Origin of the sequence: Stutzerimonas kunmingensis (genome assembly GCF_021432085.1) — a bacterium.
GTDB lineage: Bacteria > Pseudomonadota > Gammaproteobacteria > Pseudomonadales > Pseudomonadaceae > Stutzerimonas.
Map to the genome: position 1 here is coordinate 4658367 of NZ_CP090366.1, position 25471 is coordinate 4683837.

The window sequence follows — 25471 nt, forward strand, 5'->3', positions numbered from 1 at the left end:
GGTTTGCCCGCAAGACCCGCGATCGGTTGGCATTCAATCGCCTTTCTCGCTGCGTTTCTGTTGCTCGTCGCGCTTGGCTGGCAAGGCAAACGCACGCAGGAAGCGCTGTTACAAACCAATCGTTCGGTCAGCCATAGCCTGGAGATCATCACTTCGGTCCAAGCAATTTTGTCTTCGTTGCAAGACATCGAAACCGGTTCGCGCGGTTTCATCCTCACTGGCGACCCTATCTATCTCGAACCTTACGAGCGCGGCCTCAGGCAACTGGAGGGCAACCGGCGCAGCTTGCAGCGCCAGGTCGACGGGCGTCATTTTCCTGATCGGCGTTGGTTCCAGACCCTGGATACAACCATTGCTGACCGCCTCGAAGTAGCCGCCAGCAATATGCAAACCCGCCGTGAGGCCGGGCTGCAGGCTGCCGTAGAGCGTCTGCGCGGGGCCGGCGGGCACCTGTTGATGGACCGCCTGCGCGCATTGCTCAACGCCGTCGAGCAACACGAGCGCAGCCACCTGGCCGCCGCCAGCGAAGCCATCGCACGCACCACCCAACGCGCGCAGCAACTGGCACTGATCGGCACGCTGGTGGTGATCGGTCTGTTCCTGGCGGCCTTCTGGGCCTTGCAGCGGAATCTGCAGATTCGCCAACAGCTCACCCGCAGCGCCCAGGCCGGCGAGGCACGTCTCGGTGCCCTGTTACAGGCCATCCCGGACCATCTCTACGCAGTTGATGAGCGGCAGCAGGTATCCAGCATTTCGCGCGGCACACCGCGCCGCGCTCCGCCACCAGAAGCGATCGAACCCTTGCTCATCGAGCTGCTCAATCAGACCGACGAAGGCGCGCTGCGGCAGAAGACCTGGTGCGAGTTGCAGACCCAGCGCACTTTCGAGGTCCGCTTGATGCCCACCGGGCTGGGCGATCATCTGGCCATCGCGCGCGACGTCAGCGAACTGCAACGCAACCGCGACAGCCTGCACGACCAGCAGGTGTTCCTCCGCCGTGTGGTCGACACCGACGACAACCTGATCTTCGTTCGCGACGCCCAGGGCCGCTTCCTGCTCTGCAATTCGGCGCTCGCTGCCCTGTTGAACGCCCGCCCCCAGGATATTGAGCAGCGCCATCCCGATGATGTGCCGTCCGCGTTGCGACTGCAGCCCCTGCTGCTGGGTGACGAAGAGCTGGCCGAGCTGGCGGGAAGCAGCGGCGATTTGCGCAGCACCGAGGTTGCGCTGACCGATGCCCATGGCACGGAACACTGGTTCCAGGTGGTCAAGCACCCGCTGCGGATCTCGGCACGTACTTGCCATGTAGTCACGGTGGCGGTGGACATCTCCCTGCGCCGACGCATGGAGCAGATGAAGACCGAATTCATCTCCACCGTTAGCCACGAGTTGCGCACGCCGCTGACCGCCATCCGCGGCGCCCTCGGCATGCTGATCGGCGGAATTGCTGGCCATATCAACGACGACGCCCGCCCGTTGCTGGATATCGCGCACAAGAACAGCGAACGCCTGGTGCGCCTGATCAACGATATTCTTGACATCGAAAAGCTCGAAGCCGGGCGCCTGGCCTTCAATTTCGGCCTGCACGACGTGCATGTGCTGGTGCAGCAGGCGCTGTCAGACATCGAGCCGTACGCCCGCGACTACGGTGTCAGCCTCGCATTGGTGAGCACCGACGAATCGCGGACGAGCGAGGCTATGGTCGACCCCGACCGATTCGCCCAGGTGATGGCTAACCTGCTCTCCAATGCGATCAAGCATTCTCCCGCCGGTGGCAGCGTAACGGTCGATCTACATCATCACGACAACGTGCTGGAACTCGGCGTGCAGGATCAGGGGCCGGGGATTCCCGAGGCTTTCCGTGGGCGCATCTTCGAGCGCTTCGCCCAGGCCGATTCCTCCGACGCCCGCCAGCGCGGCGGCACCGGGCTGGGACTGGCAATCACCCGCTCGCTGGTGCAGCAGATGCACGGACAGATCGGTTTCGACTCCCAGGAAGGTCACGGCTCGCGCTTCTGGCTGCAGCTGCCGCTGGAGGAGCAACCAGCGACGCCGCTGCAGCGACCCACTACGCCGCCGGCCAGAGCAGCCCAGCCTGACAATGCTGCGTTGATCCTCATCCTCGAGCCGGACACCCAGGCGGCCGAGCAGCTGGCCGCGGCGCTGCAGCAGCATGGCTACGCGACCTTGACCAGCGGCACCGCAGCCGAGGCACGCCGGCTGTTGCAGCAGTTCGACATCGAGGCACTGACCCTGAGCCCGGCGCTGGATGACGAAAACAGCGCGGCCTTCCTGCAGAGCCTGCGCAGCCAGCACAACTACCGCAACCTGCCGGTGCTGATCGTCAGCCTGCAGCCGCAGCGCCGCGATGATGACGACGGCACGCTGCGCGGCGGCGCGGTGGGCGTGATCGACTGGCTGCACAAACCGATCGACCCCTCGCGGGTCATGGACGTGATCCGCGCCTGTCTGCAGCTCGGCGGGCACAAACCGCGCATCCTGCACGTCGAGGACGACGACGACCTGCGGGTGCTGCTGGCCAGGCAGATCGCCGCGCTCGATGTCGATCTTTCCGGCGCCGCGACGCTGCACGAAGCGCGCGAGCTGATCGCGGCACAGACCTTCGACCTGGCGATCATCGACCTGATGCTGCCGGACGGCCAGGGCACCGAGCTGTTCGACCAGCTGGCGCAGAGCGTCCCACCGCCGCCGGTGATCATCTTTTCCGCGCTCGACACCCCGATTCAGGACGACCGCCTGGCGCTGCGCCAACTGGTGAAATCCCGTCACGACGGCGATGAGCTGGCCAGGCTGATCCAGCACCTGCTGCAACACTGGCCGCCGGGGCACACACACGAAACCGACGAGGCTCACCCATGAGCGAATCCGCCAGCAAACGCATTCTCATGGTGGAAGACGAAGAAGACATCGCCTTTCTCATCCGCTACATGCTCGAACGTCACGGCTTCGTGGTCGACCACGCCGCCGATGGGCGGCAGACATTGGAGTACTTCGCCCAGAGCGAGCCGCCGGACCTGACGCTGATGGACATCATGCTGCCCTACCATGATGGTCTGGAACTCATCGAACGGCTGCGGGCGCAACCCGGCTGGGACAGCGTGCCGGTGCTGATGCTGACGGCCAAGGCCCGTGAAGTGGACATCGTCCGAGCGCTGGAACTGGGCGCCGACGACTACGTGACCAAACCCTTCCAGCCGGAGGAACTGCTGGCGCGTATCCGTCGCCTGCTGAGGGGCCGCCGATGAAGCGAGCGGTAATGCTGCTTGCCCTGGCGCTGCCTTGCGGTGCGGCGCTGGCGGACGTCACCACCGCCGAGCGGCAGGTCCAGGCGCAACAACTGGACGCGGCCGAAGCCACACTTCGTGCGCATCTGGCTGGGCAGCCGGAGGACACCGCGGCGCAGTTCCTGCTCGCCCGTGTATTGAGCTGGCAAGGCCGCCCTGAACAGGCGCTGCCGATCTATCGCCGCCTGCTGCAGCAACAGCCGGACAACGCCGACTATCTGCTCGGCGAGGGCCAGGCGCTACTCTGGGCTGGTCATCCGCAACGGGCGCTGGAATCGCTCGAGCGCGCCGCCCAGCTCGCCCCGGACTATGCCGAGGTGCAGCAGGTGATCCAGCAGGCCCGTGCTGCGCTGACCGTGCCCAGCACCGCAGCGGCGCCCGTGCCGGTGGTCGACGCCGCGACCAGGCGACGCCACGAACTGGAAATATCCGCTCGCCAGGACTGGCTCGACAGCGGTTTTGACAACTGGCGCAGCCAGCGCCTGGACTACGCCTCGACGAAACCGGAGAGTCTCGGCTGGTATGGCGCGCTGACACGCGAGCAACGCTTCGGCGAGTGGGACGAAGGCGTCGAAGCCGGCGCCGTCATTGCGCTGGACGAGAACTGGACCCTGCAACCGGAGGTCGGCTACCAGCCGTCGCCCTATTTCCTTCCCGAGTGGCATGCCGATCTGCGCCTGCAGCGGCGGCTACCGGGCGGCTACCTCGGCGCCGTCAGTGTCCGTCGCACCGAATACGAGACGACCCGGGTCGACCGCCTGGCGCTGAGCGCCGAGCGCTACTGGAATGCCTGGCGCGCCGGCTACACGCTGAACGTCACCGATGTCGCCAATGCCGGCACGCCGATCGGTCATGACCTGGCGCTGGACTACTACTACCAGGGCCTGAGCTACGCCGGCCTGCGCCTGACCGTCGGCGAGGAAGAAGCGGTGGAGGAACAGCAGCTGATCACCAGCGACGTGCGCGCCATCAGCCTGCAAGGTCGCCACTGGTTCGACAGCCGCTGGGCGCTGAGCTGGGAAATCGGCCATCACCAGCAGGGCAGCTACTACGACCGGCAATGGCTGCAGCTCGGCCTGCGTCATGCTTTCTGAATGGCTGGCGCGCTGCCCCCGCTGGCTGTGCGAAACACCGGCGAACGCCTGGGCGCAGCTCTGGCCGGAAGACCGCATGCTGCAACTGGCGCTGTACTGCGCCCTCGGCCTCGGCACACTGACCGTGCTGGTGTTGCTGCAGGTGCTTCTGCTCGGTGAGGTATCACGCCGGCGCACCGTACGCCGGCAGCAGTTCAACGAACAGTGGCGGCCCTTCTTCGCCCTCTGCAGCTTGAGCGACGAACTCCCGCCCAGCCATGCACCGCTGCCGAGGCGGCGGCAGCTGTGGTTCCTGCTGCAGTGGAACCGCACCCAGCTGCAGCTGCGCGGCGCCGCCCGCGAGCGCATGAACCGCGCCCTGATCGCCCTGGGCATGGACCGCCAGGCCCTGAACCTGCTGCGCGGGCGGGTGCGCAGCAAGCTGATCGGCCTGACCTGCCTGCGCCATCTGGCTGAACCGACACACTGGGACGCAGTACAGTCGCTCTTGCTCAGCCGCAACTCCATCGTCGCCCTCTCCGCCGCCCAGACCCTGGTGGCGATGGACGCCAGCAAAGCCATGGAGCTGATCCTGCCGGCGGCGGTGAATCGCCCCGACTGGGCCCTGCCGCGGCTGATCAGCCTCTGCCAGCAGGCTGGCGAACAGGCCGTGACCACGCCGCTGCTGATCGTGCTGTCCTCCTCGGAAGATCCGCGTCGCGAGCGTCTGGTACCGCTGCTCGTGCAGGGCGATCCCCGCCACGCCGCGCCCTGGGCCCGCGCCCGGCTGGACGAAGGCGCACCGGCAGAATATCTGCAGGTAGCGCTGCGCTGCCTGTGCGAACTCGGCGACCCGCGCGACCGCCACCGCCTGCTACGCGCCCTGCAGCACGAACAGGACACCGTGCGTCTGGCTGCGCTGCAGGCACTGCACAAACAGGCACGCCGCGAAGACAGCGAACTGTTCCTGCCGCTGCTATCGGACAGCAGCTGGTGGGTGCGCCAGGCGGCGGCCGACAGCCTGGCGGCGATGCCGGGCGCAACGCTGGAGGGGCTGCAGCATATGCTTGAACAGGTTCGTGATCGTTACGGCAGGGACGCCCTGCGCCGCGCCATCGCGGAGGTGCGCCGGTGACCGATACCTGGCTGTGGTGGTTGCAGGTCGCATTCATCCTCTATTTCCTGCTGCTCAACGGCATGTACCTGCTGCTCAACATGCTGTCGATGGCAAGCCTCATGGGCTACATCCGGCAACGGGCGGAAACCGGCGAATTGGCGCCCTACCTGGGGGTTGAACCGCCAGTCTCGGTGCTCATGCCGGCGTTCAACGAGGAAGCGACCATCCGCACCTCGGTGCGCTCGATGCTGCAGCTGCAGTATCCCGAGTTCGAGATCGTGGTGATCAACGACGGTTCGAAGGACAACACCCTCGCCGTGCTGATCGAGGAATTCGACCTGGTGCCGCACCCCGAGCCGCTGCGCCAGGCCGTGGCCCACCAACCGGTGCAGGCCATCTATCGTTCGCGGCGCTACGCCAATCTGCGGGTGGTGGACAAGGCCAACGGCGGCAAGGCCGATGCGCTGAATGCCGGTATCAACGCGGCACGCTATGGACTGTTCTGCGGCGTCGACGCCGACTCGATCCTGCAGCGCGACAGCCTGTTGCGCGTGGTGCAGCCCTTCCTCGAAGACGAGCGCACCATCGCCGCCGGCGGCACCGTGCGCATCGCCAATGGCTCGCAGGTGCGCGGCGGCTTTCTTATCCAGGCCGGATTGCCACGCAACTGGCTGGCGCGCTTCCAGATCGTCGAATACCTGCGTGCGTTTCTCTTCGGCCGTCTCGGCTGGTCGCCGCTCAACGCCGTGCTGATCATCTCCGGCGCCTTTGGCCTGTTCGACCGCGAACGGGTGATGGCGGTCGGCGGCTATCGCACCGATACCGTTGGCGAGGACATGGAGCTGGTGGTGCGGCTGCACCGTTATCACCGCGAGAAGCGCATCCCCTACCGCATCCGCTACCTGCCGGACCCGATCTGCTGGACCGAATGCCCGGAAGATCTCGGCACCCTCGGCCGTCAGCGCAGCCGCTGGCAGCGCGGCCTGGCCGAAAGCCTCGGCCGTCATGCGCGGCTGGCTTTCAGCCTGCGTGGCGGCACGCCGGGCTGGCTGGCCTGGCCGTTCATGGCGCTGTTCGAATGGATCGGCCCGCTGATCGAGCTGGTCGGCTACGGCTTCATGCTCGCCGGCTTCGCCTTCGGTGCGGTGTCCTACGCGGCGCTGGCGGCCTTCCTGCTGGTGGCGATCGGCATGGGCATCCTGCTGTCGGTCAACGGCCTGCTGCTGGAAACCATGTCCTTCCGCGTCTACAGCCGTCGACGCGACATGCTGCAGCTATTCCTGATGGCCGTGCTGGAGAACTTCGGCTACCGCCAGCTGAACACCGTCTGGCGCTGTCGTGGCCTCTGGCAATGGTTCTCGCGACGCAAGCACCACTGGGGCGCGATGCGCCGCAGCGGGCAGTGGGGGCAAAGCTAGCTGAACGCTCAAAAAACCAAATCGGAGGGTGGATCACGCTTCATCGATCCACTGGCTGTGCAACAAGGTGGATGTAAAAGGCGACATCCACCCTACGGATGCCGTCAGAGCTGAATCCAGGTCGCCTTGAGCTCGGTGTACTTGTCGAAGGCATGCAGCGACTTGTCACGACCGTTGCCGGACTGCTTGAAGCCGCCAAACGGCGCGGTCATGTCGCCGCCGTCGTACTGATTGACCCACACGCTGCCGGCGCGCAGCGCCCGCGCGGTGCGGTGTGCCTTGGACAGGTCGGCGGTCCACACCGCCGCGGCCAGGCCATAGGGCGTGTCGTTGGCAATCGCGATCGCTTCCTCGGCGCTGTCGAAGGTGATCACCGACAGCACCGGACCGAAAATTTCCTCCTGCGCGATCTTCATCGCATTGTCGACGCCATCGAAGATGGTCGGCTCGACATACAGTCCGCCAGTCTCCTCAAGCGTGCGCTGGCCGCCGATCAGCACCTGCGCGCCGGCCTCACGCCCGGCGTCGATGTAGCCAAGCACGGTGTTGAGCTGCTGGGTGTCCACCAGCGCGCCAACGTTGGTCGCCGGATCCAGCGGATTGCCCGGCTTCCAGCCCTTGAGCGCCTCGACCACCATGGGCAGGAAGCGCTCCCTGATCGAACGCTCCACCAGCAGCCGCGAGCCGGCAGTGCAGACCTCGCCCTGGTTGAAGGCAATGGCGCCGGCCGCGGCTTGCGCTGCCGCCTGCAGGTCGGGCGCGTCGGCGAAGACGATGTTCGGGCTCTTGCCTCCGGCTTCCAGCCAGACGCGCTTCATGTTCGATTCGCCGGCATAGATCATCAGCTGCTTGGCCACCCGGGTGGAGCCGGTAAAGACCAAGGTATCGACGTCCATGTGCAGCGCCAGCGCCTTGCCGACGGTGTGGCCGTAGCCCGGCAAGACGTTGAGCACGCCGGCCGGAATGCCGGCGTCGATCGCCAGCTGGGCGATGCGGATGGCGGTCAGCGGCGACTTCTCGGACGGCTTGAGCACCACCGAATTGCCGGTGGCCAGCGCCGGGCCGAGCTTCCAGCAGGCCATCATCAGCGGGAAATTCCACGGCACGATGGCCGCCACCACGCCGACCGGCTCGCGGGTGACCAGGCCCAGCTGGTCATGGGGCGTGGCCGCCACTTCGTCGTAGATCTTGTCTATCGCCTCGCCGCTCCAGCGCAGCGCCCGCGCGGCGCCTGGGATGTCCACCGTCAGCGAGTCGCCGATCGGCTTGCCCATGTCGAGGGTTTCCAGCAGGGCCAGTTCTTCGCGGTTGGCTTCCAGCAGGTCGGCGAAGCGGATCATCACCGCCTTGCGCTTGGCCGGTGCCAGGCGCGCCCAGCTGCCGGCATCGAATGCGGCACGGGCACTGGCCACCGCCCGCTCGGCGTCGGCCTGGTCGCAGCTGGCGACCTGCGCCAGCACCCGCCCGTCCACCGGACTGATGCAGTCGAACTGGCCGCCGTCCGCCGCGGCGCAATACTCACCCTGGATAAAGGCACGACCTTCGATGTGCAGGTCGCGGGCACGCTGTTGCCAGTCGGCGAGGGTCAGGGTGGGCATGGTGCATCCTCTCTAGTCAGGTCTTCGGGCTGTGGAAAAGGCACCCTAAACCAGCGGTGCGGACCCTATCAATATTTTTTACGAACGGCCGGTCAATCGCCTTGTTTTGTTCGTTTTATTAAACATAGACTCGATGAAAACCCTGCGGCTCGCCGTCGCAGCATAGTCGCTCGCCACCCGGAGCCAGCCCCATGTCACAGGATTTCCATCCCAACGCCTCGCCCGATCACTTCTGGATGCCCTTCACCGCCAACCGCCAGTTCAAGGCCACGCCGCGCCTGCTGGAGAGTGCCGAAGGCATGTACTACACGGCGAGCGACGGCCGCCAGGTGCTCGACGGCACCGCCGGGCTCTGGTGCTGCAATGCCGGCCATGGGCGCCGCGAAATCAGCGAGGCGGTGAGCAAGCAGATCGCCAGGATGGATTTCGCCCCGACCTTCCAGATGGGCCATCCGCTGCCCTTCGAGCTGGCGGAAAAGCTCGCCGCCATCAGCCCCGAAGGCCTGAACCGGGTGTTCTTCACCAACTCCGGATCGGAATCGGCGGATACCGCGCTGAAGATCGCCCTGGCCTATCAGCGCGCCATCGGTCAGGGGTCGCGCACGCGGCTGATCGGCCGCGAGCTGGCCTATCACGGCGTCGGCTTCGGCGGCATGTCGGTCGGCGGCATGGCCAACAACCGCCGCGCCTTCGGCCCGATGCTGCCGGGCGTCGATCACCTGCCGCACACCCTCGATCTGCAGCGCAACGCCTTCAGCCGCGGCCTGCCGCAGCATGGCGTGGAGCGCGCCGATGAACTGGAACGGCTGGTGACGCTGCATGGTGCGGAGAACATCGCCGCGGTGATCGTCGAGCCGATGTCCGGCTCGGCCGGGGTGATCCTGCCACCGGTGGGCTATCTGCAACGGCTGCGCGAGATCACCGCCAGGCACGGCATCCTGCTGGTCTTCGATGAGGTCATCACCGGCTTCGGTCGCGTGGGCGAGGCCTTCGCCGCGCAGCGCTGGGGCGTCACGCCAGACATCCTCACCTGCGCCAAGGGTCTGACCAACGGCGCGATCCCCATGGGTGCGGTACTGGTCGCCGACCACCTGTTCGATGCGTTCATGAAGGGACCGGAAAGCGTCATCGAGTTCTTCCACGGCTACACCTACTCAGGGCATCCGGTGGCCTGCGCGGCGGCACTGGCGACCCAGCAAATCTATCAGCAGGAAAACCTGTTCCAGAAGGCCATCGACCTGGAGCCCTACTGGCAGGAAGCACTGTTCAGCCTGCGCGACCTGCCCAACGTGATCGACATCCGCACCGTCGGACTGGTGGCCGGCATCCAGTTCGCCGCCTATGCCGATGGCGTCGGCAAGCGCGGTTACGAAGTGTTCCGCGAGTGTTTCGAGAAGGGCCTGCTGGTACGCGCCAGCGGCGACACCATTGCGCTGTCGCCGGCGTTGATCGTCGAGAAGGCCGAGATCGACCAGATGATGGAGTTGCTCGCCGACGGTATACGTAAGGCCGGCTGAGGCTTATCCGGCCTGACGAGCCATTCTCGCCGTATTTGCAGGGAAAACCGGTGGGCTGAAGCCCACCCTACAGGGGGCCGGTGGACGTTCGGTAGGGTGGGCTTCAGCCCACCAATGCCATTGCGGCGCGGTCTCAGAGCGATTCCAGGCAGTCGGCCAGGGTGACACCGAGACCTTCCAGCAGCTTCTCGTAACCCTGCGCATCGGTCGCCAGGCCGACGCCCAGCACGTCCAGTTCCGCCATCTTCACCGGCAAGCCGGCGGTCAGCGTCTCGACCAGGCGCGGACGCGCCGGCGGTTCGCTGAACACGCAGCTCGGACCGGCCTGCTGCAGCCGCTCTCGCATGGCCGCCACATGCCGCGCGCCGGGTTGCGACTCGCCACCGGCACTGAACACGCCGGCATGGCGCAGATTGTAGGCCGCCTCGAAGTAGTCATAGGCCTCGTGGAAAACGAAGAACGGCTTGTTCTGCACCTTGCTGAAGCGCTGCTTGAGGCGGGCGTCGAGCGCCTCGATGCGCTGGGCGAAGGCCGCCGAATTGGCCTGGTAGCGCTGTGCGTTGGCCGGGTCGGCGGTGGCCAGGTCCGCAGCCATGCGCTCGGCGATCACCAGTGCGTTGGCTGGCAGCAGCCACAGGTGCGCATCAAGCGTGCCCGGCCGATGGTCGTGGTCGTGCTCGTCGGCATGGGCGGTCTCGCCATGTGCGGCTTCGTCATGCTCGTGAGCATCATGGTCATGACTGTCGTGATCGTCGTGATCGTCGTGATCGTCGTGATCGTCGTGATCGTCGTGATCGTCGTGATCGTCGTGATCGTCGTGATCGTCGTGATCGTCGTGATCGTGATGTTCAGCCTCGTCGTGCGCGTGTGCATCACCAAAACGACGCAGGGTCAGCTGCGGCAGGTCCTGCACCGCCACGGTCGTGCCTTCACGAGCGCTCAGTGCGCGCGGCAGGAAGCTCTCCAGATCCGGGCCGATCCAGTAGAACAGCTGCGCATCGCGGATACGCCGTACGTCGGACGGTCGCAGCGAGTAATGATGCGCCGAAGCGCTCGCCGGCAGCAGAACGTCAGGCTCACCGACGCCATCCTGAACCGCCGCGGCGATCAGCTGCAGCGGCTTGATGCTGGTCAGCACGCGGACTTCGGCGTGGGCGGACGCGGCGCCAGCAACCAGCGCCGCGAGCAAGGGAAGGGAAAAAAGACGATTCACGGGCGTCACTCGTACGGGGGGAATTGGTACATAATAACGTCTCTACCCCAACACGTCGCCGCTCATGTCCAAGACCCCGCTGGCCTGTACGCCCCACGACCATGACCATTGCGTCAGCCACGCGCTGGCCGAAGCCGACAGCCTCTGCGCGCGCCAGGGCGTACGCCTGACCGCCCTGCGCAAGCGTGTGCTGGAGCTGGTCTGGCAAAGCCACAGGCCGCTCGGCGCCTACGACATCCTCGCCGTACTGAGCGAGCAGGATGGCCGCCGCGCCGCGCCGCCCACCGTCTACCGCGCGCTGGATTTCCTGCTGGAGAACGGCCTGGTGCATCGCATCGCGTCGCTCAACGCCTTCATCGGCTGCAACCATCCGGAGCATCCGCACCAGGGCCAGTTCCTCATCTGCCGGCACTGCCACACCGCCATCGAACTCGAGCAACGCGCCATCGCCGAGGCCATCGACAGCGCCGCCGGCAGCGTCGGCTTCGCCGTCGAGGGGCAGACCGTGGAAGTGGTCGGCCTCTGCTCGAACTGCCGGAAAGCCGCATGAGCGAGGTGCTGCTGCGGCTGGATGACATCCACGTGCGCTTCGCCAACCAGAACGTGCTGGAAGGCGCGCAACTGCAGGTGCATCGCGGCGAGATCGTCACCCTGATCGGCCCCAACGGGGCCGGCAAGACCACGCTGGTACGGGCCGTGCTCGGCCTGCTGAAACCCGATCGCGGCCAGGTCTGGCGCAAGCCGAAGCTGCGTGTCGGCTACATGCCGCAGAAGCTCCACGTGGACCCCACCCTACCCTTGTCGGTGCTGCGCTTTCTGCGTCTGGTGCCCGGCGTCGATCGCGCCCGAGCCCTGGCTGCGCTGGGCGAAGTCGGCGCCGAGCACGTCATCGACAGCCCGCTGCAGAAGATTTCCGGCGGCGAAATGCAGCGTGTGCTGCTGGCCCGCGCGCTGCTGCGCGAGCCGGAGCTGCTGGTGCTCGACGAACCGGTGCAGGGTGTCGACGTGTCTGGCCAAGCCGAGCTGTACCGCTTGATCGGCGTGCTGCGCGACCGCTACGGCTGCGGCGTGCTGATGGTTTCCCACGATCTGCATCTGGTGATGAGCGCCACCGACCAGGTGGTCTGCCTCAATCGCCACGTCTGCTGCTCAGGGCATCCTGAGCAGGTCAGCAGCGACCCGGCCTTCGTCGAGCTGTTCGGCCAGGACGCGCGCAGTCTGGCGATCTATCACCACCAGCACGACCACAGCCACGACCTGCACGGCAGCGTGGTGACCGGCAAACCCCACGTCCACGGCCCGAACTGCAAGCACTGACATGCCCGATTTCCTTCTCAACGCCCTGCTCGCCGGCCTCGCCCTGGCGCTGGTCGCCGGCCCGCTCGGCTCCTTCGTCGTCTGGCGGCGCATGGCCTATTTCGGCGACACCCTGTCCCACGCCGCGCTGTTCGGCGTCGCCCTCGGGTTGATGCTCGACGTCAACCTGACTCTGGCGGTGACGGTCGGCTGCGTGCTGCTCGCGCTCTTGCTGGTCACCCTGCAACAGCGCCAGCCGCTGGCCTCGGACACGCTGCTCGGCATCCTCGCCCACAGCACGCTGTCGCTGGGCCTGGTGTCGCTAAGCTTCATGGATGACGTGCGCATCGACCTGATGGGCTATCTGTTCGGCGATCTGCTCGCCGTCGGGCCGAGCGATCTGGCCTGGATCATCGGCGGCAGCGCGCTGGTGCTGCTGATGCTGATTCCGCTGTGGCGTCCGCTGCTGGCGATCACCGTGCACGAGGAGCTGGCCAAGGTCGAAGGCCTGCCGGTGGCCGGTATCCGCCTGGCGCTGATGCTGCTGATCGCCGTGGTGATCGCCGTGGCGATGAAGATCGTCGGCGTGCTGCTGATCACCTCGCTGTTGATCATTCCCGCCGCCGCGGCGCAACGCCATGCGCGCACGCCGGAGCAGATGGCCTTTGGCGCCAGCGTGTTGGGCATCGTCGCGGTGTGCCTGGGCCTGACGCTGTCCTGGTTCGAAGACACCCCCGCCGGACCGTCCATCGTGGTCAGCGCCGCCGCGCTGTTCCTGCTCAGCTTCGCCTGGCCGAAGCGGGCCTGAGGCCATGACTGATCTCAAGTACCTGCGCGGTTACCCGGAGCCGCTGCTGGCGCAGGTGCGCCAGCTGATCGCAGAGCAGCGCCTGGGCGACTATCTGCAGCGTCGTTACCCGGCACGGCACGAAGTGCAGAGCGACAAGGCGCTGTATGGCTATGTGCAGGCGCTCAAGCAGGAATACCTGAAAAGCACACCGCCGATCGACAAGGTGCTCTATGACAATCGCCTGGACCTGACCCATCGCGCGCTGGGCCTGCATACCGCGGTATCACGGGTTCAGGGCGGCAAGCTCAAGGCGAAAAAGGAGATTCGCGTCGCCGCACTGTTTCGCGAGACGGCGCCGGAATTCCTGCAGATGATCGTGGTGCACGAACTCGCCCATCTGCGTGAGAGCGAGCACAACCGTGCCTTCTACAAGCTGTGCGAACACATGCTGCCCGGCTACGGGCAGATCGAGTTCGATCTGCGCCTGTTCCTGCACTGGCGCGAGCTGGAGGCGCTACCGGGCAAGAACGCCTAGCGCATCAGTGCTGCCAGGCGTCGATCCAAAATGTAGTGCCGCTCAGATCCAACCCAGCCAGCGCCACCAGGTCATCGCGAACAGCAACATGCTCAGATAGCCGATCAGCGTTACCAGCACGCCGACCTTGGCAAATTGCCGGGCGCTGAAGGTCTCGGTGCCCAGGCAAACCATGTTCTGCGGTGCATTGATCGGCAGGATGAAGCCGTAACTGACGACGAAACCGAGCAGCATGGTCATCCCCAGCCGGCTGAAGTCGCCCGGCAGGCTCAGCAACACCGAAATCAGGATCGGCAGCATCGCCGATGTCAGCGCCGTGGCACTGGCAAAGCCCAGATGGATCACGATGAGGAAGGCACCGAGAATGGCGAAGATGCCGAGCGGCGCCACCACGCCAAGCCCGGTGTGAGCGACCACCTGCGCACCCAGCCACTGTCCGGCCTGAGTCGTGAGCAATACCGTGCCGAGGCTGATACCAACACCGAAGACGATCACCGTGCCCCAAGGCACCCGCGCCTGAACCTCCTTCCAGTTCATTACGCCGATGCGCGGCAGCATCAGGATTACCAGGCCGGCATAGGTGGTGCTGGTGGTGTCGAAGCTGTGCAACTTGCCCTCGGTGGCCCAGCACAGCAGCAACCCGATGGACACGGCGAGCAGGCGCTTCTGCGCCGAGGTCATCGGTCCGAGTTCGGCGAGCGAGCGCGCCACGGCTTCCTTGCCACCGGCTATCCGCTCGGTTTCCGGCGGCAGTAGCTTGAGCACGATGACCAGCAGGACGAAGGACATCAGCACGGCCCAGGGCGCGCCGGCGATGAGCCAGTCGATCCAGCTGACACGTTCACCCAGCAGCTTGTCCATGAAGCCCACCAGCAGCAAGTTTTGCGCCGCGGCGGTCTGGATGCCGATGTTCCAAATGCTGGTGCCCTGGGCGACGATGATCATCATGCCGGCGGCGAAGTTCGAACGCTTGTCGATCCCGAATGCGGTGATGATGCCAAGCATGATCGGCACCACGCAGGCGGCGCGCGCCGTGGCGCTGGGTACCACCAGGCTGAGCAGGACGATGACCACCAGTGTGCCGCCGAGGATATGCCGCGAACTGGTGCCGACCCTGGATAGGGTCATCAGCGCAATGCGCCGGTCGAGCCCGGTCAGGGTCATCGCCGCAGCGATGAACAGGGCTCCGGCTACCAGCGCCAATGCCGGATTGGCGAAGCCGGAAAGCCCCATGCCGATCGCCTTTGAGGTGCCGTAGACGACCTCGGGGTTTTCCAGCGTAGGCGCCGTACCGATGAGGAACGCCAGCAGCGCGGTGATCATGATCGCGCTGACCTCATAGGACACCGCTTCGGTGATCCACACCACCACCGCGAACACCAGGATCGCCAGCACTCGCTGGCCGGCCACGGACAGGTCGGCAGGCAGTGGCATCAGCAGCACGCCAATGAGCGCCAGTACGGCCACCAACAGACCGATCGGGATGCCAAGCAGACCTTGGCGAAGGGCTACGTTAGGGGTATCGCTCATGGTATGGCTCCATCCGCTGACAGACGCCTTCAGCATGGGCAAGCCAGATCAGCGAGACCATGACCTGTGTCTATTGCGGGCCTTTGCGGCGAGTTAACCAAGTAAAAAAAAGCAGAACGCCGGCATGCGCCGGCGTTCTGTGGTCGATGGTTCGCAGCACGTTTCGAGCGGGCTGGCGCCCGCGCCGAACCTTGCGCAAACCTCAGGCGGGGATGGCCTCCGCCGCGGCCTCGCGCGCCCAGACCCGATGCTGGCCAAGCGCCTGGGCGAAGTTGCCGAACACACCGTCCACATCGTCACCCTCCAGCAGACCGCTGTCGGGTTGCAGGCCCAGCGATGCCAGCAGCGGCCGCGCCGCACCGAGCATGACGATAGGTTTCAGGTGCTTGTAGGCCTCCAGCACGTAGTGCTTGGCCTCGCCGGACTTGGCCATGGCCGCCGCCGCATCAGCGCCGCCGGGGACGAACACGGCGTCGAACATCACCGATGGCATACCGTCCATAGCGGCATCGACTGGTAGCATCTTTCCGTCCGCCGTTTTCACCGGCGCCGGCGACGGGCCGATGATCTTGGCCAGCGCGCCCTCCGAGGCCAGCTTGGCCTTGAACGCATCGATCGCCGCACCATCGACGCCGTTGGCTACCAGGATGGCCACCTTGCGTGACTTGATGTTGCCCGGTGCATGATTCATCAGGCTCAGCGCCGGCGAATCCTGCGGGGTTGGCGTCTTCGGCGTCACGGTCGGTGCGCTCGGCGCCGGCAGACCCAGGTTTTCGGCGACACGGCGGGCCAGCTCCAGGTCGATATTGGCGAGGATCTCGTTGACCTGGCGTTCGCGGATGAACACCCGCTCCACCTTGCCCAGCTCGAAGGTGTAGGCGCCGATGATGTGCTCCTTCTCCGGCGCGCTCATGCTGTTCCAGAACAGCGTGGCCTGGGAGAAGTGGTCGCCGAAGGATTCGCTGCGGTTGCGGATCTTGTGGCCCTCGACGCGCTCCGGATAGCTCTCGAAGCCGCCACCCTGGGCCGCCGGCGGGGTTTCCTTGGGCCAGCCGCTGTCGATCGAGTTGGGCTCGTAATTGGCGCGACCCTTGTGGATGGTCTGGCGATGGAAGGCGTCGCGCTGATTGTTGTGGAACGGACACAGCGGACGGTTGATCGGGATCTCGTGGAAGTTTGGCCCACCGAGACGCAGCAGCTGGGTGTCGGTGTAGGAAAACAGCCGGCCCTGCAGCAGCGGGTCATTGGTGAAGTCGATGCCCGGCACGATGTGGCCAATGTGGAAGGCGGCCTGCTCGGTCTCGGCGAAGAAGTTGTCCGGGTTGCGGTTGAGGGTCATCTTGCCGAGCTTCTGCACCGGCACCAGCTCCTCGGGAATGAGCTTGGTCGGGTCGAGCAGGTCGAAATCGAACTTGTGCTCGTCGGCCTCTTCCACCACCTGCACGCCCAGCTCCCACTCGAAGTAGTCGCCCATCTCGATGGACTCCCACATGTCGCGGCGATTGAAGTCCGGGTCCTTGCCGGCAATCTTCAGCGTCTCGTCCCAGACCAGCGAGAAGGCGCCCGCGACCGGCTTCCAGTGAAACTTGACGAAGCGGCTAACGCCCTCGGCGTTGATCAGACGGAAGGTGTGCACGCCAAAGCCTTCCATCGCCCGGAAGCTACGCGGCAGGGCGCGGTCGGACATGGTCCAGAGCACCATGTGCGCCGATTCCGGGGTCAGCGAGACGAAGTCCCAGAAGCTGTCGTGAGCCGACTGTGCCTGCGGGATCTCGTTGTGCGGCTCGGGTTTCACCGCGTGCACGAAGTCCGGAAACTTGATCGCGTCCTGAATGAAGAACACTGGCATGTTGTTGCCGACCAGATCGAAGTTGCCCTCGTCGGTGTAGAACTTGGTGGCGAAGCCGCGCACGTCGCGCACGGTGTCTGCCGAGCCGCGCGAGCCCTGCACGGTGGAGAAGCGCGTGAAGACTGGGGTTTCCTTGCCTTCGGCGGCGAGGAACGAGGCCTTGGTCAGCCAGCTGTGGTCGGCGTAGCTGACGAACACACCGTGCGCCGCCGAACCACGCGCATGCACGATGCGCTCGGGGATGCGCTCGTGGTCAAAGTGGGTGAGCTTCTCGCGCATGATGAAGTCTTCGAGCAGCGAGGGCCCACGGTCGCCGGCCTTGAGGGTGTTCTGGTTGTCAGCGATCTTTACGCCCTGGTTGGTGCGCAGCGCCTCGCCGGTGGCGTCGCTGCGAAATTCTTCCAGTTGGTCGAGCTTGGCGTTGTGGTTGGCACGGTCGACGGTATCGGTGCCGGCCAGCTCGCTCTGTTTAGGGGTCTTTTCGGTCATGATGGGCCTCCATTAGCGGTGAGCTGAACCGCGAACGATCGGGCCACGGTCTGGACCTGATGCGTGATCATTTCACGGCGTACCGGTTAGTGACCCCTATAGCGGCTACATGGTTGCCGGCCGAACCGATTTGCTTTGGCTATAAGCCCGATGCATTTGCTCAATCGCAGCGGCACAGACAAGCGACCTCGCCGGCAAACGGGTAGAATGCCCGGCTTTCGCCGAATATCCCGGCAACGAACGCCGCACCCACAAGGTTCGCCCGTGATCGAATTCCATCTAGTCCACAAAACCTATCGGACCGGCGGCAGAGACGTCCCTGCCCTGCAGCCGACGCAGCTGGAGATCGCCTCCGGTGAAGTCTTCGGCCTGATCGGCCATTCTGGCGCCGGCAAGAGCACGCTGCTGCGTCTGATCAACCGCCTCGAGGAACCCTCCGGCGGGCGCATCCTGGTCAACGGCGAAGATGTCACCGCGCTCGATGCCGACGGCCTGCGGCGCTTCCGCCAGCGCGTCGGGATGATCTTCCAGCACTTCAACCTGCTGATGTCCAAGACCGTGGCCGACAACGTCGCCATGCCGCTGCGCCTGGCCGGCATCCGCTCGCGCAGTGAGATCGACGCCCGCGTCGCCGCCCTGCTCGACCGTGTCGGCCTCAAGGACCACGCGCGCAAGTATCCGGCGCAGCTCTCCGGTGGTCAGAAGCAGCGCGTCGGTATTGCCCGTGCGCTGGCCACCGAGCCGAGCATCCTGCTCTGCGACGAGGCGACCAGTGCCCTCGATCCGCAGACCACCGCCTCGGTGCTGCAGCTGCTGGCCGAGATCAATCGCGAACTGAAGCTGACCATCGTGCTGATCACCCATGAGATGGACGTCATCCGCCGCGTCTGCGACCGCGTCGCGGTGATGGATGCCGGTGCCATCGTCGAACAGGGGCCGGTCACCGAAGTGTTCCTGCATCCCAAGCACCCGACCACCCAGCGCTTCGTGCTGGAAGACGAGGCGATGGATGAAAGCGAGCTGCACGACGATTTCGCTCATGTGCCGGGCCGCATCCTGCGCCTGACCTTCCAGGGCGACTCCACCTACAAGCCGCTGCTGGGCACCGTCGCCCGTGAAACCGGGGTCGACTACAGCATCCTGTCCGGGCGCATCGATCGCATCAAGGACACCCCCTACGGCCAGCTCACGCTGGCTCTGATCGGCGGTGACATGGCAGCAGCAATGGCACAACTGCAGGCCGCTGACGTGCACGTGGAGGTATTGCGCTGATGGAAGCCCTTTTCAGCTCCTTGTTAGGGAATGTCGACTGGTACGAGATCTGGCTGGCGACGCTGGACACCCTGCTGATGCTCGGCGGCTCGCTGCTGTTCACCATCCTGCTTGGCCTGCCGCTGGGCGTGCTGCTGTTTCTCTGCGGTCCGCGCCAGCTGTTCGAAAACGCGCCGCTGTATGCCGCGCTGTCATTCGTGGTCAACGTATTGCGCTCGCTGCCGTTCATCATCCTGCTGATCGTGATGATCCCCTTCACCGTGCTGATCACCGGCACCTCGCTGGGCGTGGCCGGTGCCATCCCGCCGCTGGTGGTGGGCGCTGCGCCGTTCTTCGCCCGCTTGGTGGAGACCGCGCTGCGCGAGGTGGACCGCGGCATCATCGAGGCGACCCAGGCCATGGGCGCGACGACCCGGCAGATCATCTTCAGCGCATTGCTGCCGGAAGCGCGTCCGGGCATCATCGCCGCCATCACCGTCACCGCCATCACCCTGGTGTCCTACACCGCGATGGCCGGTGTGGTGGGCGCCGGCGGCCTTGGCGACTTGGCCATCCGCTTCGGCTACCAGCGTTTCCAAACCGACGTAATGGTGGTCACCGTGGTCCTGCTGCTGGTGCTGGTGCAGGTGCTGCAAAGCGTCGGCGACCGGCTGGTCACCCATTTTTCGCGCAAATGAACCATCAGCAGGCCGTTGAAAAAACGTAGGCGAGGCAGGCAAGACAAGGCGCAACGACCAGCGGGAGTAACAGCCGAAGGCTGGCCCGAAGGGTGAGTGTAACGAGTCAAAACAGGCGAGGACGCGGAGTTTAGTACTCTAAATGAGCAGTCCGAGCCTGTTTTTAACGCAGTATTGCCAACGCAGCTAGTTTTTCGACGGCTTGCTAGGGCGAGCGAACTTCGCACCCTGATCTACCTACGAAGGAACCGAACGATGAAAAAACTGATTGCCGCCCTGGCCACCGTCGCGGCATTTTCCGCACAGGCCGCCGAAACCCTGACCGTGGCCGCCACCGCCGTGCCGCACGCCGAGCTGCTGGAGTTCGTCAAACCGCAACTGGCCGAGCAGGGCGTCGAGCTGAACGTGAAAGTCTTCACCGACTACGTGCAGCCGAACATCCAGGTTGCCGAGAAGCGCCTGGACGCCAATTTCTTCCAGCACCAGCCGTACCTGGATGAGTTCAACAAGGGCAAGGGCACCGATCTGGTCAGCGTTGCCGGCGTGCACATCGAGCCCTTCGGTGCCTACTCGAGCAAGGTCAAGTCGCTGGACGAGCTGCCCAGTGGCGCCACCGTGGTCATTCCCAACGACGCCACCAACGGCGGCCGTGCCCTGCTGCTGCTGGCCAAGGCCGGCGTGATCACGCTGAAGGATGGCGCCGGCATCACCGCCACGCCGAAAGACATTGCCGAGAACCCGAAGAACATCAAGGTGCGTGAACTGGAAGCCGCGACCCTGCCGCGCGTGCTGACCCAGGTCGACCTGGCGCTGATCAACACCAACTATGCGCTGGAAGCCAAGCTGAACCCGACCCAGGACGCCCTGGTGATCGAGGGCAGCGACTCGCCCTACGTGAACATCCTGGTCGCCCGTCCGGACAACAAGGACAGCGACGCCATGCAGAAACTGGCCGCCGCGCTGCACAGCGAGGAAGTGCGTCAGTTCATTCAGGAAAAGTACAAGGGTGCCGTCGTTCCGGCCTTCTGACCGTGACCGCTCTGTCCTGAACAAACCCCGCCTCGGCGGGGTTTTTCGTTTGAGGATTCGCCATCCAGAAAAGGCTTCGCCGTTTTCCACCCCACGAAATCTTGCACCGGCGAACGCTGTACGCCGCCTCAGGGCACCAGCACTGCCGCGCCTTGGAAACGTCCATGGCGCAGGTCATCCAGCGCCTGGTTGGCCTGCTCCAGCGGGTAGGCATGGGTTTCGGTATGGATGCCGACCTGCGCGGCGACCGGGAAGAAGTCCAGCCCGTCCTGACGGGTCAGGTTGGCCACTGAAACCAGCTCGCGTTCCTGCCAGAGGATGTCGTAGGGAAAGCTCGGGATGTCGCTCATGTGGATGCCGGCGCAGACCACCCGGCCGCCCTTGCGCACGGCGCGCAGAGCCGCCGGCACCAGCTCACCCGCCGGCGCATAGATGATCGCGGCATCCAGCGGCACCGGCGGCAGCTCGCCCGAATCACCGGCCCAGACCGCGCCCAGCGAGCGGGCGAAGTCCTGCGCCGCCAGGTCACCGGGGCGGCTGAAGGCGTAGACATCACGCCCCTGCCAGCGCGCCACCTGCATGACGATATGCGCCGCGGCACCGAAGCCGTACAGCCCGAGACGCTTGCCATCACCGGCCTTGACCAGCGAACGCCAGCCGATCAGCCCGGCACAGAGCAGCGGCGCCAGCGCCACTGGGTCGCCCTCCTCGCCGAGGGCAAAGGCGAAGCGGGCATCGGCCACCACGTATTCGGCGTAGCCGCCGGGCCGCGTATAACCGGTGAACTGCGGCGCGTCGCAGAGATTTTCCTCGGCGTGCTGGCAGTAGCTGCAGGTGCCGCAGGTATGCCCGAGCCAGGGAATGCCGACCCGCTGGCCCAGCTCGAAGCCGCTGACGCCTTCGCCCAGCGCATCGACGCGGCCGACAATCTCGTGACCCGGGATGATCGGCAGCGGCACCTCCGGCAATTCGCCATCCACCACGTGCAGGTCGGTGCGGCACACGCCGCAGGCCAGCACTTTTACCCGCAGCTCACCGGGCCCCGGTTGCGGCTCAGGCAGCTCGCGCAGCTGCAACGGCTGGCCAATCTGTTCCAGCAACATGGCTCGCATCGACGTCCCTCCTTTCGTCTCCGTCGTGCTGAGCGTAGGCCGATCGGTGGAAAAAGGCTCTAGACTCGAAGCGTCCCATGCTCAGGAGTGCCATCTATGACGCTTTCGCCCTTCCACCTTGCCATTCCCGTCCACGATCTGGCCGCCGCCCGCACCTTCTACGGCGAGGCGTTCGGCTGCGCCGAGGGCCGCAGCAGCGAACACTGGGTGGATTTCGATTTCTTCGGCCACCAGCTGGTGATCCACGAAGCGCCGAAGATGCCGCATCAGGAGGCGGCCCACAGCAACCCGGTGGACGGCCACGACGTGCCGGTGCCGCATTTCGGCGTGGTGCTTGGCTGGGAACAATGGGAGGCACTGGCAGAGCGGCTGAAGGCGCGCGGCACGCGCTTCGTCATCGAGCCCTACGTGCGCTTCCAGGGCCAGGTCGGCGAACAGGCGACCATGTTCCTGCTCGACCCCTGCGGCAATGCGCTGGAGTTCAAGGCGTTCAAGGACATGAGTCAGCTGTTCGCCAAGTGAGCAGGATCAGCCGCGCTCAGCGATGTGCTGATCCTTGAGCTTCACGTAGTTGCCGGCGGTGTAACTGAAGAAGCTGCGCTCCTTTTCGGTCAGCGGACGGGCCTGCTTTACCGGGCTGCCAACGTAGAGATAGCCGCTTTCCAACGTCTTGCCCGGCGGCACCAGGCTGCCGGCGCCGATAATCACTTCATCCTCGACCACCGCGCCGTCCATCACGATCGAGCCCATGCCCACCAGGATGCGGCTGCCCAGGGTGCAGCCGTGCAACGTGACCTTGTGGCCGACGGTGACCTCGTCGCCGATGGTCAGCGGGAAGCCATCCGGGTTGTACGGCCCGGCATGGGTGATGTGCAGCACGCTGCCGTCCTGGATGCTCGAGCGCGCGCCGATGCGGATGCGGTGCATGTCGCCGCGGATCACCGTGAGCGGCCACACCGAGCTGTCGGCGCCGATTTCCACATCGCCGATGACCACGGCGGAGTCGTCGACGAACACGCGCTCGCCCAGTTTCGGAGTGCTGTTTTGGTAGCTGCGTATCGCCACGATAGAAACCTCTTTGGCTGCGGGGAGGACCGATTGTAATTAAGATGGCCGGCATTGCCGCGTTGAACTAGGCCTGAGCAGCATGCCGCCTGGCGTGGTCAGAGTTAACTACCGGCTGCTTGCCCGGCGGCGCGTTTCGTCGCCCGGCGTTGAAAAAGCGCGGCAGCGCGTCCATCTATGACATCTGCCTGCGTGCTGGCCTGTCCAGCCTCGCTCCAGTGAGCGGCCTGCAATCCCTTTCGTCACAAGGTGTCCCCGTGAGCGCGAACAATCCCCTGCTGCAAGAATTCGACCTGCCGCCCTATTCCGAGATTCGCCCGGAGCACGTCGAACCGGCCATCGACACCATCCTCGGTGACAACCGCGTGGCGATCCAGGAGCTGCTCAGCCGCCCGGCAGAGAGCCTGGACTGGCAGACCCTGGTGGTCGGCCTCGACGAGCTGAACGATCGCCTCGCCCGTGCCTGGGGGCCGGTCGGTCACCTCAACTCCGTGTGCAACAGCCCGGAATTGCGCACCGCCTATGAGGCCTGCCTGCCCAAGCTGTCGGCCTACTACACCGAACTCGGACAGAACCGCGACCTGTTCGAGGCCTACCAGGCACTGGCTGCAAACCCCGCAGCGGCTGGCTTCGAAGTGGCGCAAAAGACCATCCTTGAGCATTCGCTGCGTGACTTCCGCTTGTCCGGTATCGACCTGCCGCCGGTGGAGCAGCAGCGCTTCGGTGCCATCCAGATGAAGCTCGCCGAGCTCGGCAGCAAGTTTTCCAACCAGCTGCTGGACGCGACCCAGGCCTGGACCCGCCACATCACCGACGAAAGCCTGCTGGCCGGCATCACCGACTCGGCCAAGGCACAGATGGCCGAGGCGGCCAAGGCCAAGGGCCTCGACGGCTGGCTGATCACCCTGGAATTCCCCAGCTACTACGCGGTGATGACCTACGCCGACAACCGCGACCTGCGCGAGGAGGTCTACACCGCCTACTGCACCCGCGCCTCGGACCAGGGCCCGAACGCCGGGCAGTTCGACAACGGTCCGGTAATGGCCGAGATCCTCGAGCTGCGCCATGAGCTGGCCGTGCTGCTCGGCTACGGCAACTTCGCCGAACTGTCGCTGGCGACCAAGATGGCCGAATCCACCGGACAGGTGCTGAGCTTCCTGCGCGACCTGGCGGTACGCAGCAAGCCGTTCGCCGAACGTGACCTGGCCGAACTGCGCGCCTTCGCCGCCGAGCAGGGTCTGGACGATCTGCAGAGCTGGGACCTCGGCTACTACGCCGAGAAGCTGCGCCAGCAGCGCTACAGCCTGAACCAGGAAGAACTGCGCGCCTACTTCCCGATCGACAAGGTGCTGTCCGGGCTGTTCTGCATCGTCCAGCGCCTGTACGGCATCGAGATTCATGAGCTGGAAGGCTTCGACGGCTGGCATCCCGAGGTGCGTCTGTTCGAGATCACCGAGAACGGCCAGCACGTCGGGCGCTTCTTCTTCGACCTCTATGCGCGGCCGAACAAGCGCGGCGGCGCCTGGATGGATGGCGCCCGCGACAAGCGCCGTACCGCCGCTGGCACGCTGCAGACGCCGGTAGCCAACCTGGTTTGCAACTTCACCCCGCCGGTGGGCGAGCGCCCTGCGCTCTTGACTCATGACGAGGTCACCACGCTGTTCCATGAATTCGGCCATGGCCTGCACCACCTGCTGACCCAGGTCGAACACGCCGGCGCCTCGGGCATCAATGGCGTGGCCTGGGATGCCGTGGAGCTGCCGAGCCAGTTCATGGAGAACTGGTGCTGGGACCCCGAAGGCCTGGCGCACATCTCCGGCCACTACCAGACCGGCGAGCGCCTGCCGCAGGACAAACTGGACATGATGCTGGCGGCGAAGAACTTCCAGTCCGGCATGATGATGGCGCGCCAGCTTGAATTCTCCCTGTTCGACTTCGAACTCCACGCCACCCATGGCGACGGTCGCAGCGTGCTGCAGGTACTCGAGCACATCCGCGACGAGGTCTCGGTGATGCGCCCACCGGCCTACAACCGCTTCCCCAACAGCTTCGCGCACATCTTTTCCGGTGGTTATGCGGCCGGTTACTACAGCTACAAGTGGGCCGAGGTGCTGTCGTCCGATGCCTTCTCGCGCTTCGAGGAAGAAGGCGTGTTCAACTCCGAGACCGGGCGCGCCTTCCGCGAGGCGATACTGGCCCGTGGCGGCTCCCAGGAGCCGATGGTACTGTTCGTCGATTTCCGAGGCCGCGAGCCGTCTATCGACGCCCTGCTGCGCCACCTCGGGCTGGTAGCGGAGGCCGCGGCATGAACGACGAAGTAACCCGTGTCACCACCAAGCGCTTCATCGCCGGGGCCGTGTGCCCCGCGTGCAGCGGTACGGACTGCATCAAGATGTGGGACATCGACGGTGTGCCGCACCGCGAATGCATCGACTGCGGCTACGCCGACACCCTCAATGCACAGGGCCAGTCCGTACCGATGGAGCTGGGCACGCGAGTCAACAAGGTCCAGCCCAAGCCGGCCAACCCGCAGGTGCAGTCGGTGCAGTTTTTCCCTAATCCGAAGTTGAAGAAGCCCGAGTAGCC

Annotated in this window: 22 protein-coding genes; 16 read left to right on the forward strand and 6 right to left on the reverse strand. The window is 65.4% G+C overall.

Translation table 11 applies throughout. The annotated features are described in order from the left end of the window. Positions 1 to 3: 3 nt before the first annotated feature. The 5 genes from LW136_RS22205 to LW136_RS22225 are packed head-to-tail and all read left to right on the forward strand — an operon-like array spanning position 4 to position 6913. Positions 4 to 2880, forward strand: coding sequence for an ATP-binding protein (locus tag LW136_RS22205; RefSeq protein WP_234174245.1), 2877 nt, complete (start codon positions 4 to 6; stop codon positions 2878 to 2880). Continuing rightward, complete coding sequence (locus LW136_RS22210; RefSeq protein ID WP_234174247.1) at positions 2877 to 3266, forward strand: response regulator transcription factor; 390 nt, start codon at positions 2877 to 2879, stop codon at positions 3264 to 3266. Before LW136_RS22205 ends, LW136_RS22210 begins: the two co-directional genes overlap by 4 nt. Next, complete coding sequence (locus tag LW136_RS22215) at positions 3263 to 4399, forward strand: YaiO family outer membrane beta-barrel protein (protein WP_234174248.1); 1137 nt, start codon at positions 3263 to 3265, stop codon at positions 4397 to 4399. The genes LW136_RS22210 and LW136_RS22215 overlap by 4 nt, the downstream gene beginning before the upstream one ends. Continuing rightward, positions 4389 to 5513: a HEAT repeat domain-containing protein gene (locus LW136_RS22220; protein ID WP_234174250.1), complete on the forward strand. Its 1125-nt coding sequence runs from the start codon at positions 4389 to 4391 to the stop codon at positions 5511 to 5513. The genes LW136_RS22215 and LW136_RS22220 overlap by 11 nt, the downstream gene beginning before the upstream one ends. Then, the gene (locus LW136_RS22225; protein ID WP_234174252.1) at positions 5510 to 6913 is read left to right on the forward strand and encodes a glycosyltransferase family 2 protein; all 1404 of its coding nucleotides are present in this window, start codon (positions 5510 to 5512) and stop codon (positions 6911 to 6913) included. Before LW136_RS22220 ends, LW136_RS22225 begins: the two co-directional genes overlap by 4 nt. 104 nt (positions 6914 to 7017) lie before the next feature. On the opposite strand, the gene LW136_RS22230 is transcribed toward LW136_RS22225, so the two are convergent. Beyond that, on the reverse strand, positions 7018 to 8511 hold the full coding sequence (locus LW136_RS22230; protein ID WP_234174254.1) for an aldehyde dehydrogenase: 1494 nt from the start codon (positions 8509 to 8511) through the stop codon (positions 7018 to 7020). A 191-nt stretch (positions 8512 to 8702) separates the two neighbouring features. Between LW136_RS22230 and aptA the strand changes: the two genes are divergently transcribed. Further along, the gene (gene aptA / locus LW136_RS22235; protein ID WP_234174255.1) at positions 8703 to 10028 is read left to right on the forward strand and encodes an omega-aminotransferase AptA; all 1326 of its coding nucleotides are present in this window, start codon (positions 8703 to 8705) and stop codon (positions 10026 to 10028) included. A gap of 133 nt (positions 10029 to 10161) precedes the next feature. Here the strand turns inward: aptA and LW136_RS22240 are convergent, their stop codons facing one another. Further along, the gene (locus tag LW136_RS22240; protein ID WP_234174257.1) at positions 10162 to 11241 is read right to left on the reverse strand and encodes a zinc ABC transporter substrate-binding protein; all 1080 of its coding nucleotides are present in this window, start codon (positions 11239 to 11241) and stop codon (positions 10162 to 10164) included. A gap of 64 nt (positions 11242 to 11305) precedes the next feature. On the opposite strand from LW136_RS22240, the gene zur reads away from it, so the two are divergent. Genes zur through LW136_RS22260 form a run of 4 tightly spaced genes read left to right on the forward strand, consistent with a single transcriptional unit; the run spans position 11306 to position 13862 of the window. Continuing rightward, complete coding sequence (gene zur / locus LW136_RS22245) at positions 11306 to 11791, forward strand: zinc uptake transcriptional repressor Zur (RefSeq protein ID WP_045666923.1); 486 nt, start codon at positions 11306 to 11308, stop codon at positions 11789 to 11791. Continuing rightward, positions 11788 to 12558 (forward strand): zinc ABC transporter ATP-binding protein ZnuC, encoded by a 771-nt coding sequence (znuC, locus tag LW136_RS22250; RefSeq protein ID WP_234174258.1) that lies wholly within the window; start codon positions 11788 to 11790, stop codon positions 12556 to 12558. Before zur ends, znuC begins: the two co-directional genes overlap by 4 nt. Position 12559: 1 nt before the next feature. Next, positions 12560 to 13345 (forward strand): zinc ABC transporter permease subunit ZnuB, encoded by a 786-nt coding sequence (gene znuB, locus LW136_RS22255; RefSeq protein ID WP_014822193.1) that lies wholly within the window; start codon positions 12560 to 12562, stop codon positions 13343 to 13345. 4 nt (positions 13346 to 13349) lie between these two features. After that, positions 13350 to 13862 (forward strand): M48 family metallopeptidase, encoded by a 513-nt coding sequence (locus tag LW136_RS22260; protein WP_234174260.1) that lies wholly within the window; start codon positions 13350 to 13352, stop codon positions 13860 to 13862. 42 nt (positions 13863 to 13904) lie between these two features. Here LW136_RS22260 and LW136_RS22265 read toward each other — a convergent pair whose 3' ends face one another. Continuing rightward, positions 13905 to 15392, reverse strand: a complete 1488-nt coding sequence (locus LW136_RS22265; protein ID WP_234174262.1) for a DASS family sodium-coupled anion symporter — start codon at positions 15390 to 15392, stop codon at positions 13905 to 13907. 202 nt (positions 15393 to 15594) lie between these two features. Continuing rightward, on the reverse strand, positions 15595 to 17730 hold the full coding sequence (katE, locus tag LW136_RS22270; protein ID WP_234174263.1) for a catalase HPII: 2136 nt from the start codon (positions 17728 to 17730) through the stop codon (positions 15595 to 15597). Between the two features lie 264 nt (positions 17731 to 17994). Between katE and LW136_RS22275 the strand changes: the two genes are divergently transcribed. From LW136_RS22275 to LW136_RS22285, 3 genes are all read left to right on the forward strand, one after another. Beyond that, on the forward strand, positions 17995 to 19002 hold the full coding sequence (locus tag LW136_RS22275; protein WP_234174265.1) for a methionine ABC transporter ATP-binding protein: 1008 nt from the start codon (positions 17995 to 17997) through the stop codon (positions 19000 to 19002). Continuing rightward, entirely contained in the window at positions 19002 to 19679 is a 678-nt protein-coding gene (locus LW136_RS22280; RefSeq protein WP_014822197.1) for a methionine ABC transporter permease, read from the forward strand. The genes LW136_RS22275 and LW136_RS22280 overlap by 1 nt, the downstream gene beginning before the upstream one ends. A gap of 255 nt (positions 19680 to 19934) precedes the next feature. Beyond that, on the forward strand, positions 19935 to 20708 hold the full coding sequence (locus tag LW136_RS22285; protein WP_234174267.1) for a MetQ/NlpA family ABC transporter substrate-binding protein: 774 nt from the start codon (positions 19935 to 19937) through the stop codon (positions 20706 to 20708). A gap of 128 nt (positions 20709 to 20836) precedes the next feature. Here LW136_RS22285 and LW136_RS22290 read toward each other — a convergent pair whose 3' ends face one another. After that, the gene (locus LW136_RS22290; RefSeq protein ID WP_234174268.1) at positions 20837 to 21820 is read right to left on the reverse strand and encodes a zinc-dependent alcohol dehydrogenase family protein; all 984 of its coding nucleotides are present in this window, start codon (positions 21818 to 21820) and stop codon (positions 20837 to 20839) included. 96 nt (positions 21821 to 21916) lie between these two features. Here LW136_RS22290 and LW136_RS22295 point away from each other — a divergent pair, with 96 nt between their 5' ends. Continuing rightward, positions 21917 to 22342, forward strand: coding sequence for a VOC family protein (locus tag LW136_RS22295; RefSeq protein WP_044314221.1), 426 nt, complete (start codon positions 21917 to 21919; stop codon positions 22340 to 22342). 6 nt (positions 22343 to 22348) lie between these two features. Here the strand turns inward: LW136_RS22295 and LW136_RS22300 are convergent, their stop codons facing one another. Continuing rightward, positions 22349 to 22885 (reverse strand): gamma carbonic anhydrase family protein, encoded by a 537-nt coding sequence (locus LW136_RS22300; RefSeq protein WP_234174270.1) that lies wholly within the window; start codon positions 22883 to 22885, stop codon positions 22349 to 22351. Positions 22886 to 23142: 257 nt separating this feature from the next. Here LW136_RS22300 and prlC point away from each other — a divergent pair, with 257 nt between their 5' ends. Then, positions 23143 to 25194 carry an oligopeptidase A gene (prlC, locus tag LW136_RS22305; RefSeq protein WP_234174272.1) on the forward strand — a complete coding sequence of 684 codons (2052 nt, stop codon included), beginning with the start codon at positions 23143 to 23145 and terminating at the stop codon, positions 25192 to 25194. Continuing rightward, positions 25191 to 25469, forward strand: coding sequence for a YheV family putative zinc ribbon protein (locus tag LW136_RS22310; RefSeq protein WP_125897950.1), 279 nt, complete (start codon positions 25191 to 25193; stop codon positions 25467 to 25469). The genes prlC and LW136_RS22310 overlap by 4 nt, the downstream gene beginning before the upstream one ends. Positions 25470 to 25471: the final 2 nt, after the last annotated feature.

What these genes read in the sequence shown, in the direction of transcription:
- LW136_RS22265 (WP_234174262.1), bottom strand. Translation starts at nt 15,392, where the DNA reads ATGAGCGATACCCCTAACGTAGCCCTTCGCCAAGGTCTGCTTGGCATC.
- LW136_RS22285 (WP_234174267.1), top strand. Translation starts at nt 19,935, where the DNA reads ATGAAAAAACTGATTGCCGCCCTGGCCACCGTCGCGGCATTTTCCGCA.
- LW136_RS22260 (WP_234174260.1), top strand. Translation starts at nt 13,350, where the DNA reads ATGACTGATCTCAAGTACCTGCGCGGTTACCCGGAGCCGCTGCTGGCG.
- LW136_RS22290 (WP_234174268.1), bottom strand. Translation starts at nt 21,820, where the DNA reads ATGCGAGCCATGTTGCTGGAACAGATTGGCCAGCCGTTGCAGCTGCGC.
- LW136_RS22310 (WP_125897950.1), top strand. Translation starts at nt 25,191, where the DNA reads ATGAACGACGAAGTAACCCGTGTCACCACCAAGCGCTTCATCGCCGGG.
- LW136_RS22210 (WP_234174247.1), top strand. Translation starts at nt 2,877, where the DNA reads ATGAGCGAATCCGCCAGCAAACGCATTCTCATGGTGGAAGACGAAGAA.
- LW136_RS22220 (WP_234174250.1), top strand. Translation starts at nt 4,389, where the DNA reads ATGCTTTCTGAATGGCTGGCGCGCTGCCCCCGCTGGCTGTGCGAAACA.
- znuC (WP_234174258.1), top strand. Translation starts at nt 11,788, where the DNA reads ATGAGCGAGGTGCTGCTGCGGCTGGATGACATCCACGTGCGCTTCGCC.
- LW136_RS22230 (WP_234174254.1), bottom strand. Translation starts at nt 8,511, where the DNA reads ATGCCCACCCTGACCCTCGCCGACTGGCAACAGCGTGCCCGCGACCTG.
- katE (WP_234174263.1), bottom strand. Translation starts at nt 17,730, where the DNA reads ATGACCGAAAAGACCCCTAAACAGAGCGAGCTGGCCGGCACCGATACC.
- LW136_RS22280 (WP_014822197.1), top strand. Translation starts at nt 19,002, where the DNA reads ATGGAAGCCCTTTTCAGCTCCTTGTTAGGGAATGTCGACTGGTACGAG.
- LW136_RS22295 (WP_044314221.1), top strand. Translation starts at nt 21,917, where the DNA reads ATGACGCTTTCGCCCTTCCACCTTGCCATTCCCGTCCACGATCTGGCC.
- LW136_RS22215 (WP_234174248.1), top strand. Translation starts at nt 3,263, where the DNA reads ATGAAGCGAGCGGTAATGCTGCTTGCCCTGGCGCTGCCTTGCGGTGCG.
- znuB (WP_014822193.1), top strand. Translation starts at nt 12,560, where the DNA reads ATGCCCGATTTCCTTCTCAACGCCCTGCTCGCCGGCCTCGCCCTGGCG.
- zur (WP_045666923.1), top strand. Translation starts at nt 11,306, where the DNA reads ATGTCCAAGACCCCGCTGGCCTGTACGCCCCACGACCATGACCATTGC.
- aptA (WP_234174255.1), top strand. Translation starts at nt 8,703, where the DNA reads ATGTCACAGGATTTCCATCCCAACGCCTCGCCCGATCACTTCTGGATG.